This window comes from Candidatus Enterococcus wittei (genome assembly GCF_002140175.1).
Taxonomy (GTDB): Bacteria; Bacillota; Bacilli; order Lactobacillales; family Enterococcaceae; genus Enterococcus_B; species Enterococcus_B wittei.
In genome coordinates, this window is the sequence record NZ_NGMO01000001.1 from 163,799 (window position 1) to 180,191 (window position 16,393).

17 protein-coding genes and 1 tRNA gene are annotated in these 16,393 nt (G+C 36.0%); 4 read left to right on the forward strand and 14 right to left on the reverse strand.

The genetic code is table 11. From position 1 onward, the window contains the following. The coding region (locus tag A5844_RS14370; protein ID WP_218776165.1) for a hypothetical protein at positions 1-215 on the forward strand (215 nt) is incomplete at its 5' end. Between the two features lie 142 nt (positions 216-357). Here A5844_RS14370 and A5844_RS00520 read toward each other — a convergent pair. The 13 genes from A5844_RS00520 to A5844_RS00580 all read right to left on the reverse strand — a co-directional run bounded on the left by A5844_RS00520 (position 358) and on the right by A5844_RS00580 (position 13,968). Then, a complete protein-coding gene (locus A5844_RS00520; RefSeq protein ID WP_086283122.1) occupies positions 358-522 on the reverse strand; it encodes a cyclic lactone autoinducer peptide in 165 nt (54 codons plus the stop codon). Continuing rightward, positions 519-1,097 (reverse strand): accessory gene regulator B family protein, encoded by a 579-nt coding sequence (locus A5844_RS00525; protein WP_086283123.1) that lies wholly within the window; start codon positions 1,095-1,097, stop codon positions 519-521. The genes A5844_RS00520 and A5844_RS00525 overlap by 4 nt, the downstream gene beginning before the upstream one ends. A 79-nt stretch (positions 1,098-1,176) precedes the next feature. Next, the gene (locus A5844_RS00530; protein WP_086283124.1) at positions 1,177-1,941 is read right to left on the reverse strand and encodes a LytR/AlgR family response regulator transcription factor; all 765 of its coding nucleotides are present in this window, start codon (positions 1,939-1,941) and stop codon (positions 1,177-1,179) included. A gap of 251 nt (positions 1,942-2,192) precedes the next feature. Then, a complete protein-coding gene (locus A5844_RS00535) occupies positions 2,193-7,307 on the reverse strand; it encodes a Rib/alpha-like domain-containing protein (RefSeq protein WP_086283125.1) in 5,115 nt (1,704 codons plus the stop codon). Positions 7,308-7,976: 669 nt separating this feature from the next. Beyond that, on the reverse strand, positions 7,977-8,219 hold the full coding sequence (locus A5844_RS00540) for a GlsB/YeaQ/YmgE family stress response membrane protein (protein WP_086283126.1): 243 nt from the start codon (positions 8,217-8,219) through the stop codon (positions 7,977-7,979). Between the two features lie 79 nt (positions 8,220-8,298). After that, the gene (locus tag A5844_RS00545) at positions 8,299-9,081 is read right to left on the reverse strand and encodes an Asp23/Gls24 family envelope stress response protein (RefSeq protein ID WP_373419204.1); all 783 of its coding nucleotides are present in this window, start codon (positions 9,079-9,081) and stop codon (positions 8,299-8,301) included. Between the two features lie 9 nt (positions 9,082-9,090). Then, a complete protein-coding gene (locus A5844_RS00550; RefSeq protein WP_086283128.1) occupies positions 9,091-9,279 on the reverse strand; it encodes a DUF2273 domain-containing protein in 189 nt (62 codons plus the stop codon). A 12-nt stretch (positions 9,280-9,291) separates the two neighbouring features. Next, the gene (gene amaP, locus A5844_RS00555) at positions 9,292-9,858 is read right to left on the reverse strand and encodes an alkaline shock response membrane anchor protein AmaP (RefSeq protein ID WP_086283129.1); all 567 of its coding nucleotides are present in this window, start codon (positions 9,856-9,858) and stop codon (positions 9,292-9,294) included. Positions 9,859-9,888: 30 nt separating this feature from the next. Further along, positions 9,889-10,782, reverse strand: a complete 894-nt coding sequence (locus tag A5844_RS00560; protein WP_086283130.1) for an SDR family oxidoreductase — start codon at positions 10,780-10,782, stop codon at positions 9,889-9,891. Between the two features lie 71 nt (positions 10,783-10,853). Beyond that, complete coding sequence (locus A5844_RS00565) at positions 10,854-11,795, reverse strand: magnesium transporter CorA family protein (RefSeq protein WP_086283131.1); 942 nt, start codon at positions 11,793-11,795, stop codon at positions 10,854-10,856. A gap of 26 nt (positions 11,796-11,821) precedes the next feature. Continuing rightward, on the reverse strand, positions 11,822-12,172 hold the full coding sequence (locus A5844_RS00570; RefSeq protein ID WP_086283132.1) for an iron-sulfur cluster biosynthesis family protein: 351 nt from the start codon (positions 12,170-12,172) through the stop codon (positions 11,822-11,824). A 40-nt stretch (positions 12,173-12,212) separates the two neighbouring features. Next, a complete protein-coding gene (locus tag A5844_RS00575) occupies positions 12,213-13,118 on the reverse strand; it encodes a glycosyltransferase family 8 protein (RefSeq protein WP_086283133.1) in 906 nt (301 codons plus the stop codon). After that, the gene (locus A5844_RS00580; protein WP_086284056.1) at positions 13,111-13,968 is read right to left on the reverse strand and encodes a glycosyltransferase family 8 protein; all 858 of its coding nucleotides are present in this window, start codon (positions 13,966-13,968) and stop codon (positions 13,111-13,113) included. Before A5844_RS00580 ends, A5844_RS00575 begins: the two co-directional genes overlap by 8 nt. Before the next feature lie 318 nt (positions 13,969-14,286). Between A5844_RS00580 and A5844_RS00585 the strand changes: the two genes are divergently transcribed. Next, entirely contained in the window at positions 14,287-15,099 is an 813-nt protein-coding gene (locus tag A5844_RS00585) for a Cof-type HAD-IIB family hydrolase (protein ID WP_086283134.1), read from the forward strand. Between the two features lie 18 nt (positions 15,100-15,117). Beyond that, on the forward strand, positions 15,118-15,609 hold the full coding sequence (locus tag A5844_RS00590) for a cysteine hydrolase family protein (protein ID WP_086283135.1): 492 nt from the start codon (positions 15,118-15,120) through the stop codon (positions 15,607-15,609). A gap of 196 nt (positions 15,610-15,805) precedes the next feature. Here A5844_RS00590 and A5844_RS00595 read toward each other — a convergent pair. After that, a tRNA-Ile gene (locus tag A5844_RS00595) sits at positions 15,806-15,879 on the reverse strand. 299 nt (positions 15,880-16,178) lie between these two features. Between A5844_RS00595 and A5844_RS14375 the strand changes: the two genes are divergently transcribed. After that, the coding region (locus A5844_RS14375) for a hypothetical protein (RefSeq protein ID WP_086283136.1) at positions 16,179-16,393 on the forward strand (215 nt) is incomplete at its 3' end.

Sequence of the window (16,393 nt, forward strand, 5' to 3'; positions counted from 1 at the left end):
ATTTATATGTTTCTTTAACCTGTGAAAGAAGAGGTGCTGTAATGATTAGAAAATCGCTCTATGCATTAATAACTACTATTATATATTTGATTGTGTCTAATTTAGGAAATTTGTTTTTTGGGATTTCAAAGGAATTCAGCTGGACAACTACTTTATGGGAAGCAATCTTCTTCTTTCTCTTTGTTCTTTTGCTACAAAACTTCCGTAAAAAGTGAAAAGGAAAATCTCATAATAAGAACAATTCACCATGATCTCGTTTCATTTCACCTATATTTTTATGATGAACTAGCAAAAAAGCAACAGAACTAAAAACGATTCTACTCGTTTTTAGTTCTGTTGCTTTTTCTTTTGATTGATTTACTTATTTAATTCATTTTTTAGTGCTTCAGGCATCTTTGGTTCATAGATAGCGAACAAGCAAACTCCGCTAGCATTTGCTACTGCATAGGTTGCAATAGCCATTGCCATAGTTGATACAAGCTTCATCATTTGGATTTTTTTGTTATTCACATACGTCATCATTTTTTATCTTCTCCTTTGGTTTTAATAAACATCAACAATGTAGCGATTGCTAAACCTAATCCGATAAATGTTCGGATCTCATCACTAGGCTGAAGCAATCCAATCATTGTGATTAATAGAATGATAGTACCAGTTTGTTTGATTATTTTTTCTATAACAACATTCCTTTTATCCGTCAACCATTTATTTACCACTATGCAGGTACAAACACATAGGACTAGAAAGACGAATGAAGGACGAGAAAACCATAAATTGAAATGCGATGTCACGTATGGCAGAAAAACTAAAAAGAAAACACTTAACACCGTGCATAGCGCACTATTACTGGCGTGAAATCCCTTTCCTGTCGTTCTTAACGAAATAAATACAAGATGTGTGATAAAAACAGCGGGCAAGATGTGGAGCATGATGGCAAATGTATACATCACTAACATTTTAAATACGTCAACGAATAAAATAGATAAACCATACTCCACTTTTGCCGTATCTAAGTTAGAAAGCTTTAATTGCTCTCCAATTTTTTTGCTGATTTTTTTTGATAATTTTTCTTCTAGTGAAATATAATCATCTGTCATTTAATCCACTCCTTTGTCTTCGTTTTCATTATAAACAATTCAAGGTTTCGTGAGCGTTTTAATCAAAAGTGAAGCCTTTTTAATCAAAAGTGCTTTTCTGCTCCTCGTTAGAACTTTCAAATTGTGTAATCAGTTTTTTTAGATATCTTGTGGATACTAAACATTGAGCGCCATTACGCATGATAACCACCCGCTCTTTTTTATTGATTTCCGAAACATTCGCTAAATTTACAACAAATGACTGATGACAACGACAAAATAAATGACTTAATTTTTCGACTTCTTTGATTTTTCCTGAAAATTCGATCATACGATTATCTAAATGAACGATTAATTTATGTGGAATTGGACTTGAACTGAAGAAAAGTATTTCATCCACATACAACTTTACATCAATTGGACCACTCTTCAACCAAATTTGTTCTCTTGTTGACAAAGCCGTATTCAAATACCTTTCGATAGCAATATCGATACAAGCAATGATTTTCGATCGTAGCTGATCTTCATTATCTTTTATGATATAATCTAATGCTTCTACTTTATAAAGGAAAGTTAAATAGACAAAATCAGTGTAAGTTGTGACAAAAATAATTTTAGCAGTTGGATCATACTCACGAATTTTTTTACCTAGTTCGACCCCATTCATCTCTGCCTTCAGATCAATATCTAGAAAGTAGACCCCTTCTGTTTTATTAACAGAAATATACGCTAAAATATCTTGTGGATTTTCTGTAGCAAATTGAAATTCAATATCGTAGTCCATCATCAATAGATAATTTTTAATTATTTTTGTGATTCGATTACGGTGGACTGCCTCATCATCACAAACAAAGACTTTTAACATGAATCATCCCTCCACTTCGCAAACTCTTATACACATCTAGATGTGTATAAGAGACAGGTAGCAGTTTACTTTCAGTTTTTTTCATGTTATAATTGTTTCAATTGCGAATCATATGTTATACGATGTTTTAATTTGTTTTTATGAAGTTTAATCCCACTGGCGTAACTAAAGGGTTACAAGGATGTATTAGTGGTTAGGGAATACATTGTTTAAATGAGAAAGAGTTAATATTGAGTAATCGTCTGCAAAGACTATAAGTGACAGTATCGTTTCGTTAGATTGCCTTTTCGAAAGAAAAGGCAATCGTTCACTTCTATATTTATCGTTCTCTTATACACATCTAGATGTGTATAAGAGACAACTTCATAGGTCGTTTGAGTCTGAGTAGTAAACCCTCCAAAGGTTGGATCTACAGTCACATCGATTGGAATACTGTTTTCTCCTAATTTACTCGTATCGATTTTTTCGACTTCTTCCGACAAAGTAACGTTATAAAAATTGCTTGGCACATTTTTACCGTTGACTTTGACTTCTTTCACTAGCTGTCTCTTATACACATCTAATTTGCTCGTATCGATTTCTTCGACTTCTTCCGACAAAGTAACGTTATAAAAATTGCTTGGCACATTTTTACCGTTGACTTTGACTTCTTTCACTAGTGATTTTAAGTCGACTTTTTTTGCACCTTGCACGATTTTTACTGTATGAGGCGTAACTGTCAGCTCTCCAGAAGGTTCAAATCCATATTCCGTCACTTTATAGATCGCGTATTTCCCACCATAAGTAAAGTTTCGTTCTCTTTCTTCCGACATCAATAGGTTATTATTGGAATCACTATGGAAGACTCGGATCACATCGCCTTCGTTAACAATCAATCCTTTGCCACTGTTGAATCTTGAAATGGCTTGTTCGATCGTCTGTGTCCCTCTGACCTCATATTTATACTTGCTGACATTCGCACTCGTTAACACTTCGATCCCATAGTAAACGTTCATATCATCTAATTCTGTCACACGATTTTTCAGAACAGTCTGATCCGAACCTTGCATCGATTGGATCTCGATTTGTTTTTGTTTCTCATTTTTTAATAGACCAAAAGAACCAACGGTTTCGCCTTTGCGATTTTTCAAGTGGATCGTACTGCCCCACTTCACTTCATAAGGAACTTCGATATCGGTCGAAGATACTCCATCCGCCGTGGTCACTTTCAAATTAACCGTTTTCTGACCAGTGGTATGTGTATCGAACGCTTCAGTCTGTTCCACTTTATAAAGAGTGTTGGCTAATTTTTGACCATTGAAGGAGACGTTTCCCAAGAGAGTGGCAGCATCCAACTTCGAAGCATCTTCTCCTAGTATCAATTCTTGGCTACTTACTTCTGCTTCTAGCATCGTGATTGGTTCAAACTCATCATTTTTCACTTGATAATAGGCATAATTCAAGCCAGCGGTGTAATCTTTGACTAGGTCATCTCGCATCAATAAGTTTCGATTTTCAGTTTCTGCATGATAGATTTTGAAGATATCCCCTTCTTCTACAACCAAAGGCTGCCCGTTATTGAATCCTTGAATCGCTTGTCGAACCGTCCGATTCCCCGCAACTTCATAACTATATTTGATATTATCTGGGAAGAGTTGTTTCTTTTTCGGATCAGCTAAAACTTCGATCTTATAATATGTATCGCGGCCAAAAGTGTAATTGACTGGGGCATCCATATCCGTTGTAGTTTCCCCTTTTGAGGCATAGATTGCTAACGTCTCATTTTGTTTCAAGATACTAAACGCACCTACAGTGGCTTCTTCTAAACCTTTCAGCACAAAGGTGCTGCCCCATTTGACTTCATAGGGAATCTCTGTTTCCACTACAGAAAGGCCATCATTCATCCGCACTTTCATTTTGACCGTTTTCTTCCCAATAGTGGTAGTATCTAAAGCCGATAAACGCTCAATGGTATAGGCATCTTCCGGCACTGTTTCCCCATTGATAGTGACTTTTTCTAACAACTGACTGTCTTCGATCTGACTGATGTCTTCTCCTAACACGAACGCTTGATTGGCGGTATGCGCCTCCATCACTGACATCGGTTCAAAGCCATAAGCTGTCACTTGATAGTAAGCATAAGGCGAACCATAGGTAAAGTCTTCTTCTTTTTCATCTACCATCAAGACTGAACTACCTTCTGACCTCTGGGGATGATACACCTTGACCACATCACCTAACTGGATGGAAACGACCTGATCCGTTCCAAAAGCCGTCATGATCTGTTGCAATGTCGCATGCCCTGGCATATCTTGGGCATAGACCTCACGATCGTCTCTTAATACAGTCAACGAGTAATAAAGTCCTGGGTCTTGGCCCAGTTTTTCATCTAAAGGAGAGTCAAACCCTTGATGGATCTTCAGTCTTCTAGAGGTATTGCTCGATCCTGGTTGTAATGAATAGACTCCTGCTGAACCACCTGTGCTTGATTTCATTACGATCGAATTCCCCCATTTGACTTCATAAGGAACACCAATTTCTTTTGAAATATTCCCATCTTTAGTTTCGATCTGGATCCGCAACTCTTTATCCCCGACTGTTTGCGTATCAAAATCAGCCAATTGTTTGACAGTATAAAGAGTGGCTGGGACTTCTGTTCCATTGATCGTCAAATGATTGATCAACTGTGTTCCGTCCACTTTACTTGTATCTTCGCCTAATTGGAATTCTTGCGGTTTCGTATCTGTATCTATGGCAAGAATCGGTTCTAAGCCATGGTCTGTCACTTCATAGTAAGCATAATCAGAGCCAATGGTAAAATCTTTCACTAACTCATCGACCATTAGTAGATTCTTTCCAGAGGATTCCGCATGATACACTTTGATGACATTGCCTTTTTCCACGTTTAATGGTTGTCCATTATTAAAGCCTTCGATCGCCTCTTTGATCGAGATATTGCCTGGTACCTCGTATTGGTATTTCGTTGTGACATTCTCGATCACTTCAATCCCATAATACGTTTTTCGTCCAAAGTAATTATTCACCGGCTTGCTTAGATCAGTGTCACTGATTCCTGGGCTGGCATGTAGGGCCCATTGATTATTTTCTTTTAATAGACTAAAGGCACCGACTGTTGCATTATCTAGCCCTTTCAGCACAAAAGTGCTGCCCCATTTCACTTGATAGTCAATATCAAAATCTTTTGAGGCTAATCCGTCTTTCATTTTGATCCGTAAGCGCATCTTGCGTGTGCCAACCGCACTAGTATCAAAATCAATCAATGATTCCACCGTATACAAGCTGCTATCGATTTTCTGCCCATTGATCGTGACATTACTAATCAAGGAAGACGGATCGATGTTTGCGGTATTTTCGCCTAAGACAAAACTCTTTTGTGCGCCTTCTGCTTCCATCACTGGCACAGGATCAAAACCATAAGCTGTCACTTTATAGTAGGCATATTCTGAATCATAGGTGAAATCATGCTCCTGTTCATTCATCATCAAGACCGAACTATTCGGTGTACGCTCTGGATGATAGATCTTGATCACATCATTGATCCGCACATCGATGGTATTTTCTGGGCCACCAAAATCATCCATGATCTGTTCTAAAGTCGCTCGATTAGGAACATCTTGACTATAGATCACTTGTTCATTTCGCAAGACTTCGAAAGAATAATAAAGGGAAAAAGGTGTGCCAGATGGTCCGACTGACGTTTCTGGGGAGCTCTTCAAACCACTTGTAAGTTTCAATGGGATATTCGAGCTATTGGTGCCATTTAGCAATAAAGAAAATGCTCCCGCTGATTCACCATTGAAGGCCTTCATCAAGATCGTCTCTCCCCACTTGACGTTGACCGTTGTTTCTACCGACCCTTTAATGGTCGCCCCACTATTAGGATGCTTAGTTTGGACTGTTAGTTTGACTGGGTGTGTTCCAACGACACTAGAATCAGGTTCTACACTTTCGGCTGGCACATATTCTAGATCTTTTAACTCCACGTTAGCACCATTCATTGTGACTGAATCAATGTACTCTTTGAAGTTGGTAGCAAAGCTTGGATATGAATAACCTAACTTATGTTCTTCGATAGGCTTTAATTTGACGACTAAATCTCCAAGTGGTTTGACTTGCATGGGGATCTCCGCTGTAGCCTCCCGATTATTAGAGGCAGTGATTTTTGCCCGCCAAGTTTGTGTTCCAGGAGTATTGGTATTAGCATTATCAATCCAATCAATGGAATAGTCACCAGTTAAAAAAGAGGTTACTTCAAAGTAGTCCTCCGCCTTAGGCATCAAATCGTATTGATAAATTTCAAAAGGGCCCGTTTTGGCTTTAATTAATGGTTCCACCGTGACAGGAACCGTCACTTCCTCTGCTCTGCCCGTTTCATCCGATACCCTTACTTTTGCATTTTGAGTACCTAACTGATCCATTTTTGGGGATGTAGTCCATTCATACTTGACATTGCCTTTTGTATTCTCTACAGTAAGGTAATTTTTAGGATCGGGAACTGGATCATTTTGGATCAAACCATGGGTTCCTGATTTGACCGTTGCTTTGATTTTTCCGATTGCATCTTCAGCTGTTGGAAATTTTACAGTGAAGGACTCCTTCTCTAAACTCCCCAAATAAAGGTTAAAGTTATCGTTATATTCAAAGATAGTGAATGGTATTGCTGGAAACGTAAACTTTTCAGGACTATTACTTGCACCATATTTTAAACGTTTAAATGTAGCGTTCACTAGGAAATCATAAAAACCCTGACCAGAATTTATATGATTAGTATACAGTCGCATTTCCCAATTCCCACTGTCTGATTCGACTGAAGCCCAATATTCATCTATAGGAAGACCATTTGGATACTTTAATAACACTCCGATACGACCGCCATTATAACTACTGAACTCAGGGAAACTATACATAAATTGATTGGCTTGTACTTGCTCCCCTAGTTCAAATCTTATACTTGATGTATCTACAAACTCGTTAAGTTTAGTTTGCACATCTGCCAGAAGATTTTTTGCTAAGTCGATATGTTTTTGATTGGTATAGCGAGGAAAATCATTCACATTGAAATTACTATCAGCCTTTAGTGTACGCTTACTCCGTACTATCTCTGTTTCCTTTGAATCTAAAGACTGCTTATTTGTTTTGGTTGAATTCTTATTTTTTGTTTTACTTGTTGCTTTTTTTGTTTCAGATTTTGATGCTTTTTTGATTGTTGGCTCCGATTCTTTTGTGGTTTCGGTTGCTTTAGTAATTTTTGTTTCATTTTTAATGGTACTTAACGCCGATACTGCCTGAACAACTGTTCCATTGAGATTTCCTAAAGTCACACCTAGAATCAATGCACTATGTAATAATTTTTTTCCTGGTTTCAATGGTGGTTCCTCCTTTTGATCGATCTATACGTAGAACGAATGGAAGATCTTGAATTTCTTTTTTGTGAACTAACCATTTTATGTACTTCCTTTCTCATATTTACCTAATACTAAAAAAATGTTCATTTTTTAACTATCACTAATTGTTTTACTGACTGCTAAAATGTTATGTACTTTCTCTTAAACTACCTTTTATTTGATAGTCTCTCCTCCTAATCTTTCATTTTAAAAAAATGGAAAAGCTTTACTTCTTATAGTTTACAGGGTATAGCGTCGTTTTGGAACGTCATTTTTTCCATGTTGATCAGGATAAAATGAAAGAAAAAAGTGATATGTATACAAATAAAAAACACTGTGGAGGAAATCTGTCACTGTTCATGAAAAAAATTGCACTTATTCCAACCATTTTATAGTAGACTATATATTAATTATGTAAACTGTAGTTTCTTTTCTCTTAATAAACCTTTTTACCTACAGTTTCAGATAAAACAATATAATGAACAATCCCATACACCTACTGTTTGAACTAACTATTCGAGTGCTATTTAATTCAAAAAGCCGAAGAAGCGCAAGGATAGAAAAACTATCTTTGGTTTCTTCGGCTTATTCACTTATAGTTAGTTGCTTTTATCACAGCTTTTGTGAAAAGATCTACCTATTTTTTTAAATTTATAATTTTCTAGCAAAGAAAGAAACGATCAAGACTAAGATGATTGCTCCAATCAATGATGGTACGATTGCCATCCCACCAATCACTGGTCCCCATGTTCCTAATAACGCTTGTCCAATTGCTGAGCCAACAAGACCTGCAATCACATTTGCAATAATGCCCATTGAAGAACCCTTATTTGTAACAGCCCCTGCAATTGCTCCAATAATACCGCCAACGATCAATGACCAAATAAATCCCATCTTTATTTCCTCCTAAAGTATCAACATCATTTTATTTTTTCTGTATTCCATCAATTGAGTAAATTTTAGAATGTAAAAACTACTCAACGCGTGGTTCTGTTTCTTCATTTACTTTTTCTTTACCTTTGTTCACTGCAGATTTTGCTTTGTCTGTTTGCTCAGAAGCAAAGTGACCAGTTGCTTTTGCTGCATCGGTCACTTTATCTTGGACCGTTACTTGCTCTTTTTCGTACTCTTCTTTTGATTTGATATCAACAACATTCACGTTGACTTCAATCACGTCAAGATGTGTCATTTTATCTACTTCTTGACTGATGATTTTTTTGATTTGTTGGAAAATATCATCGATATCTTTCCCATATTCCACCACTATTGATAAGTCGACAGCCACTTGTTTTTTACCAACCTCAGTTTCAATCCCAGCTGTTTCATTATCTGTATTCACCAATTTACCTGTAACATTTGATAGAAATCCACCTTCAGCTGTTAATAGCCCATCTACTTGTTCTAAAGCAAGTGCAATGATTTTTTGGATGACTTTATCTTCATAAGTTACTTCACCATTCATGGATTCTTCCTCATGTTTAGGCTCATTATTTTCATGATTTGATTGATTTTGCGCTCCACCTATTTCTCCAGGCAATTTATGTGACGGTTGCTTCGGAGGTTCAGTTTTTTGATGTTCTTCATGAGAAACTTTTTCTTCTACATTAGGAACTACTGGATCTGGATGTGCAGATACCGGCGCTGTTTTATTTTTCACTTCACTCGTACCATTTGATTGGTTTGGAGTAGTTGGATCCGGATGCGCAGATACCGGCGTATTTTTTTCGTTTTTTTGATTGTGATTGTTTTCCATGATAGATTCCTCCTATGATTTAAAATAATGCTCTAAAATTCCTGTTTTTTTCAAATACAAACCAACTGCTATACCTATCGCAGCCATAATCAAAATCAATAAGGTCTTGAAAAAGCCAACAGATATCCATAACACGGCTAGTATTAACCCAAGCACACCACAAATGATGGGGAGCTTGTAAGTTGAAAAGAACTCGTTCATAGTTACTCCCCCTTACTGTACTCTTGAATGTTCTGTGGCATTTTTTGAATGAGGCTGTTGATAGCCAGTATAGTTTACTGAAACAACAACCGGTTCCTCTGCACCTAAAATACCTTTTATTTCTTTTTCGATCTCATCCATCAACGTGCCTGTTTTACCAATTAATGATGAGGTACGCTTTAATTCACCTTTAACTTTTACATCAATTTTATTTTTAGTTGCGCGTATCGTTACTTTTGGGGAATCGATAAAATCATCTTGACTCAAATGAGATCGAACCATTCCTTCAATCGCCTTTTTATCTAATGTTAGTTCTCCATCCCCTTTTTTTAATAAAAATGAGCTAAAGGTTTTTGGATAAAACAACAAGATAAGTATAGCGATGATGGTTAATACGGCAAAAGCTACTGCTAACCAAAAGACGTACTGCTGAATATATGCGTTAGTCAATGAAATAAATCGAAACTCTTCTAACCGAAAAGGCAATGGGTAAATAGAACTGATCAAAATCGCGAATAGAAGAATGGACAGAAGTAGGATTGAAACAATTGTTCCTACCGTTTTAACACCTTTATTCATGTTTTTACCTCCTAACTTCCTTCAAATGGCCTATAAGTTGATTGCTTCCCCACCTGTTACACCATAGATTTGGGCTGTCACATAGCTTGCTTTGTTTGAAGCAAGAAAGACATAAACAGGAGCTAGTTCAACTGGTTGGCCGGCACGTTCCAACAATGCTTGTTGACCAAATTCAGGGATAGAATCTTGTGGTTGACCTTCATCTAATTGAAGTGGTGTCCAGATTGGACCAGGTGCAACCCCGTTAACCCGAATACCCTTTGGTGCTAACTGTTTAGCTAATCCGATAGTAAAGTTGGCAATTGATGCTTTTGTTGCCGCGTAATCAAGTAAATGTTCACTTGGATTGAAAGCTTGGACAGATGTAGTATTAATAATGGCACTTCCTGCTGGTAAATGAGGAATAGCTTCTTTTACTAAGGCAAACATCGCAATGATATTAATAGTAAATGTATCTTTGACTTGTTCCATTGGAATATCTGCGATGGATTGGCAAGAGATTTGTTGTCCTGCATTCAACACCATCGTATCTAATCCACCAAAAGCTTCTACTGTTTGACGGATAATTTCTTTTGGTGCAGATTCTTCACGCAAATCAAAAGGCAATAATAAAGCCTTACGTCCAGCATCTTCAATATAGTGAGCCACTTGTTTTGCATCCTCTTCTTCACCAGGGAAGAATTGGATCGCCACATCCGCACCTTCTCGTGCATAAGCAATCGCAGCGGCCCGTCCAATTCCAGAGTCTCCTCCAGTCACTAAGACACGACGATTTTCTAATTGATTGGTTCCTTGATAACTATTTTCTCCACAATCAGGTACAGGTTTCATTTCTGTTTGTAACGCAGGTGTATCTTGATCCTGTTTTGGAAACTCCTCTGTGTGATATAGTTTTCTTGGGTCGATTAAATTTGGTTCAGTCATAATAATCCTCCTATATTTTTAAAAATTGTGATAACTAACGTTATAATTCTGGCTGTTACAGCCATATATGACTATTTTGTATAGTCTTTTCTAAATAAGTGATAACCAACAGTAGCGGCAGCAATAACTGATCCGATAACTACTAATAAAAAACCGAGACCAGAACTTTTTCCCGGCAATCCCCCTGTGTTCATTCCCCAGATTCCAGCAATCACGGCTGGAATGGAAATGATCAAAGCAGCGGAATCAAGATATTTCATCAAATGATTTAAATTGTTTTCCATCATGCCATTAAAAAGATCACCGATACTTTCTAATAAGTCTCGATAGATCAAGATCATTTTTTCGGTTTGACGTTGTCGCAAACGTACGTCATAGATCAACTGTTCATCTGCTAAACGGTTGATGAATTCGTCCACTTCCCATAAATCATCCATCGTTTCTTTTTGATCCCTTAATGTATGATCAATATAGACGATTTCTCTTTCTAAGTCTGCTTGCTTATACAACTCTTCATTTTCAGTCGTTTTTCGCGCTTCTTTATCTAAAGAATCGATCCGCTGTTTCATTTCTCTTAACTCTTTGACAAAATGGGTATAAATATCTAATGCTATATAAGCAATTACTTTTTCAAAGGAGTCAATGTGTGTTTTATGATTCTTCAAAAGATGATTGATAAAATGGGTTTGAGGATCACAACAAGTGATCAATAATCCCTCAGACATCACAATAGAAATTGGGCTCAATCGCTTTTCCATTCTGTCCTTTTTGCTAGAAAGATTTAGCAGTACTAAGGAAATTGGATTGTCCAAATGAGTACCTGCAATTTTTTCAACCCTTGATACCTCTTCTGGATAAGAAACACCTATAAAAATATCGTCAGGCAAGTCGAATTTTTGGGTAACCATTGCAATTTCCTCAGTATCGCTAGCGTCGATCACCAGCCAATTAAAATGTGTTTCATTTGCGGTTATTACTTTTTTCTGTGAATCAATCAAGTAATATTCCAGCATGGCGAATCGCCCTTTCTGGTAAAAAATTAACTAAAGAAACAATGAGACAGTTTAATATTATGATCTAGTGTTGCAATTTCATTTTTTAATGAAAAGCTATTCAATATTGGGTCATAATCCATTACTAAACATCTCCCTAAATACATTTGTTCGGTTTTTGAAGTATAGATTTCTAACAGAGGATGATCGATCTTAGTGATGTAATGACCAAATTCTGTTAAAAAAGGAATAATCTGAAAGAAACTTCCTTTTGCCCATGCGACTTGTCCCCTTAAAAAAGGATCAGAGCTATCGACCAATGCCAAAGCAATCTTTGAATGTTTTCCTGTTTTTTCTTTCAAGATCTCTATCGCACGTTTAGACAAAGTGATCTCCATATCGATTCTCTCCTTTATTATAGGTAAAAACTTTTTCAAATTATTTGACAGTAAACTCAGTATTTCGTTTTACACGAGCGTACATCGGATATTTTGGAAATTTTTCTACACAACGGAAAGCCGTCATATTTGCATATTTATCGTAATATTTCTTTGACTCACCCTTGAATTCTTTACTCCAAGGTTTTACATGACCAGAATAATGAATGATATATGGATCTTTTCGAGTTTCTTCATATTCTTTTTGGCCTTGTGCTGTTGGATGTTGTTTTGCATTTGCCATGATATAACCTTGAGCATTCCATTTTGGATGTAGTGGAACCCAACGATCATGTAAAATCGCATTTAGTGCATCTTGGTCATGGAAACGTAATTTTTCTGGATTATTTTCAATAAAGTGGAGCACCTTTTTCGTAATATTTTCTTTAAGCCATTGTTCCACATTGATTAGCATCAAACCAGAGTTGAAATAACGTGTAGATTCAGCTTCAATCTCCATTTTCTCTAAACGTTGGTGGAAGCCAGCATCTTCAATTGCTGCTAACGCTGCACCGTTGAATTCAAGATCCCATAATTTTGTAATGTCCTGTAATGCAATCATGTCACAGTCCATATATAGAATACGTTCGACATTCTTCCCTCTAAATAATTCTGGAATTGCGATACGATAATAAGCTGTTTCTGGAATACGATCACTCGTTACTAAGTTCTTAAAGAATTTCTTATTGATTTTCAAGAACTCTACGTCTGTGTTCATACGAGAATTTTTCACTGAAAAACGCAATAAGTTTTTACTTTCAAGATCGATGTCATCATCTACTACATAGAAACGTACAAATACTTTTGGATCACTATTTTCTAAAATCGAAACAAACAACGCCGCTAGATGAGGCACAAATTTCGTATTACAACTTGAGACAACTGCTACTTCTTTTCTTCTACTCATTTACCTCGCCTACTTTCGTTAATGCGCTATGCGCTAGATTTTTAAGATAGATCTGTGTATATGGATGATCTTTTAATGTATTCCAAGGTTTATCATGTCCAGTAAAATGAACAATAGATGGTGCTTTATTCCCACTTTTGTATAATTCTTTATAATTATCATCGGGTGCTGGATGCTTTTCAAAAATAAGTGAAGATTGCATATTCCATTTTGGATGAAATTGTTCCCAATCTCCATATAAGATGGCATTCAATGCATCTTGATCATGATAGATGATACGATCACCATGCTCTTTTAGAAAACTGATGGTTTTTTCAGTGATATTTTTTTTGTTCCACTGATCAATATCAATGACCATTACACCCGAATTGAAGTAATATTCATCAGAATCTATACCTAACCGTTTCAAAGCTTTTGTTTGGCCTGGATCAATCACTGCACCAATTGTCTTTCCATGTAAAGGTTCATCATATAAATTTACGATATCGTCTAACACTAAGATGTCAGAATCTAAGTACAATACTTTTTGATAATTATATTTTGAGAGAATTTTAGGTAAAGAAATTCTCAGATAGGCTGTCGTCGTAATATGATCACTAACTAAAAAATCCTCATATACATCTTTTTCTACTGTTAAGAACTGAATACTAGCATGTTCAGAATACTCTTTAACGGTTTGCTTCAACCCTTCTTTACTGTATTCTGAGAGACCATCATCAATTACATAAAAATATATATGTCTCATCTTATTACTGTTTTTCAACGCCGTTGCAATCATTACGCTTAAATAAGGAGCGTAATTTTCATCTGAAGCAGTCACTACTGGGACAGTTCCATATTTAATCTCCATCAAAATCACTCCTTTTTTTAATCTTTTTCTAACCTGTTCTACATCTACAATATGCTTACTTAAGGTCGAAAGCAAAAGATATGCTTTGTTTTTATGAATATTACGCAAAAATTACCCCTTTTTATGAAAATGAAAACGCAATCTCTTGTTGTTTTTTGTCTATTTATTCAGTGGTATTGACCAAATCTCTACCTATATAACGCCAGTTATTCATTAGAAATTTTTTTGAAAAATTCATGATAACAAAGCATTTTATTTTTATTTTTAGAGATTCTCATTTAATCTAAGTTATAGAAAGAAAAAAAGGAGCGCAAAAAAATGAAATTAGCAGCAATCGATTTAGACGGGACTTTACTAGATTCACAAGGTCTTGTACCCAAAGCAAATATTGAGGCCCTTCAAACCTTTTACTCAAACGGAGGCATCGTAACGATTGCAACAGGGAGAAACAGTATTTCTGCAAAAGATATATTTGAACAATTATCTATTGGGGGGTATTTGATCTCTTCGAATGGCTCATTCATTGCTAAAATGCAAAGTGGAGAAATCGTTGATGTATTAAGACGATCGAAAATCGAACTACCAACATTAAAAAGAGCATTCTTCTTAGCTAAAGAGGCAAAAATCTCTATTATTGCTAGCAGAGAAACACAGGATGATCAATTAACTTTTGATGAAGATAATTTAGTGAAAGACGACCCTTATTACGCTCACTTTAATTTACAGAATCATTCGTTTGAAGAAATCACAGAACAATTAAATGATCCCTCTCTTAGCTATTTGAAGTTAGCTTTGACAGATAAAAATGAAGAAAAATTACACCACATCCAACAAGAACTAAAAAAAGATGGAATTGATTCTGTTTTCTCAGATCCACATTTTTTGGAAATCACTCCAAAAAACATTACGAAAGCTCATTCTTTGCTCTTTTTGACAGAACATTTAGGGATCACTGCCGATGATGTCATGGCCTTTGGCGATCAAGAAAATGATATTGCTATGCTTAATTGCAGTGGTTTAAGTGTAGCGATGGGCAATGCACAGGAACGTGTGAAGACGCTAGCCGATCAAGTGACTAAAACAAACGATGAAGCTGGAGTTGCCTACTTTTTAAAAACTTATTTTGAGTAAACAAATGGAGGTGTCAAAATGTTAGTTGTTGTTGATATGCAAAACCATATTCTTGATCAAGAAAGTGAATATTATATTGAAGGAGCCGACCAATTAGTGACACGTATTCGTCACCGTCTCCAGCAAGCTAGAGAAGCAGATGAATATGTTTTATTCACCATGGACATCCCAATAGAACGAAAAGGTCAGGAAGAAGAACACCAAGATCTTCAGCTTATTCCTGAACTCTCTCCGCTTCCAAATGAACGTGTGGTCAAAAAGAATTATTTTACGATTCCACCAAAAACATTGTTGGATATCCAAGAAACTTTTTTTGAAAGTAAGGATCAACAAAAAACCATTGAAGTCGTTGGGATCGAAACCAATCTTTGCGTCTTATCTAATACAGTTGCTTTACAAAGTGCCTTTCCCGAAGGTGATTTCTTGATTGATTCTTCGCTAGTGGCTAGTCGTAATCATGAAACAGCGGCATTGGCACTTTTAAAAGATTTTAATATGGAAGTGAAGTAATAGAACAAGGCTACTTTATAAAAACAGGCTGCCAAATATTTTATGAACTTTGATTCTTTTCATAAATAGACAATCTATTGAAAGACAGTTTCTATAAAAATAAGCGAAAAAAAAACCAAAAATAGTCATTTCTATTTTTGGCTTATTTTTCGCTTAACATTTGGTAAAATTTTTCATTTTCTTATAGAACATGTGATGTACCCTGTAGGACTCGAACCTACGACCGGACGGTTATGAGCCGTCTGCTCTAACCAACTGAGCTAAGGGTACTTTTTAACTTTATCGAAGTTACTTTTATGATAGCATGAAGCGCTTTTTCACACAATCAAAATTCCAATAAAACTCTTCGATTTGAGTAAATTAAATAAACTGTGAGAAAACAACATAAAACACATCATATTAGTTGTTCACAAGCTTAGAACATGCTATCGTTTATTTATTGGATAACTTTCTTTATTTTAATTTTTTCATCCATGAGCAGTTAGAACCCTTTAGGCTTTGTTCCTAAAACAATACTCAATAATAATAGAGCTTTCTCACTAATCATTACGAATAGGAGTTACACATAGATGCTAAAGTTAAGTCAATTTCTTTTTCTATTACCTACGCTTTTCTTTGTACCTATCGTTTGTTCCTTTATTAAGTGGAACAAAGAACGGATAAAAATTGCGTTAGTTTGTGGGCCAGCTCTTTATTTCTTGTATAAAGTGTTGAACTTCCAATATTTTGAACCTCTCCATTTTTTTATTTTTGATTTAATTGGTTTGATTATTTCTCTTTTGAG

Bases quoted from the DNA above. Each gene is read 5' to 3' on its own strand.
- A5844_RS00525 (WP_086283123.1), bottom strand. From the start codon at position 1,097: ATGACAGATGATTATATTTCACTAGAAGAAAAATTATCAAAAAAAATC.
- A5844_RS00565 (WP_086283131.1), bottom strand. From the start codon at position 11,795: ATGCTGGAATATTACTTGATTGATTCACAGAAAAAAGTAATAACCGCA.
- A5844_RS00560 (WP_086283130.1), bottom strand. From the start codon at position 10,782: ATGACTGAACCAAATTTAATCGACCCAAGAAAACTATATCACACAGAG.
- A5844_RS00585 (WP_086283134.1), top strand. From the start codon at position 14,287: ATGAAATTAGCAGCAATCGATTTAGACGGGACTTTACTAGATTCACAA.
- A5844_RS00580 (WP_086284056.1), bottom strand. From the start codon at position 13,968: ATGGAGATTAAATATGGAACTGTCCCAGTAGTGACTGCTTCAGATGAA.
- A5844_RS00575 (WP_086283133.1), bottom strand. From the start codon at position 13,118: ATGAGTAGAAGAAAAGAAGTAGCAGTTGTCTCAAGTTGTAATACGAAA.
- A5844_RS00540 (WP_086283126.1), bottom strand. From the start codon at position 8,219: ATGGGATTTATTTGGTCATTGATCGTTGGCGGTATTATTGGAGCAATT.
- A5844_RS00570 (WP_086283132.1), bottom strand. From the start codon at position 12,172: ATGGAGATCACTTTGTCTAAACGTGCGATAGAGATCTTGAAAGAAAAA.
- A5844_RS00590 (WP_086283135.1), top strand. From the start codon at position 15,118: ATGTTAGTTGTTGTTGATATGCAAAACCATATTCTTGATCAAGAAAGT.
- amaP (WP_086283129.1), bottom strand. From the start codon at position 9,858: ATGAATAAAGGTGTTAAAACGGTAGGAACAATTGTTTCAATCCTACTT.
- A5844_RS00530 (WP_086283124.1), bottom strand. From the start codon at position 1,941: ATGTTAAAAGTCTTTGTTTGTGATGATGAGGCAGTCCACCGTAATCGA.
- A5844_RS00550 (WP_086283128.1), bottom strand. From the start codon at position 9,279: ATGAACGAGTTCTTTTCAACTTACAAGCTCCCCATCATTTGTGGTGTG.
- A5844_RS00520 (WP_086283122.1), bottom strand. From the start codon at position 522: ATGATGACGTATGTGAATAACAAAAAAATCCAAATGATGAAGCTTGTA.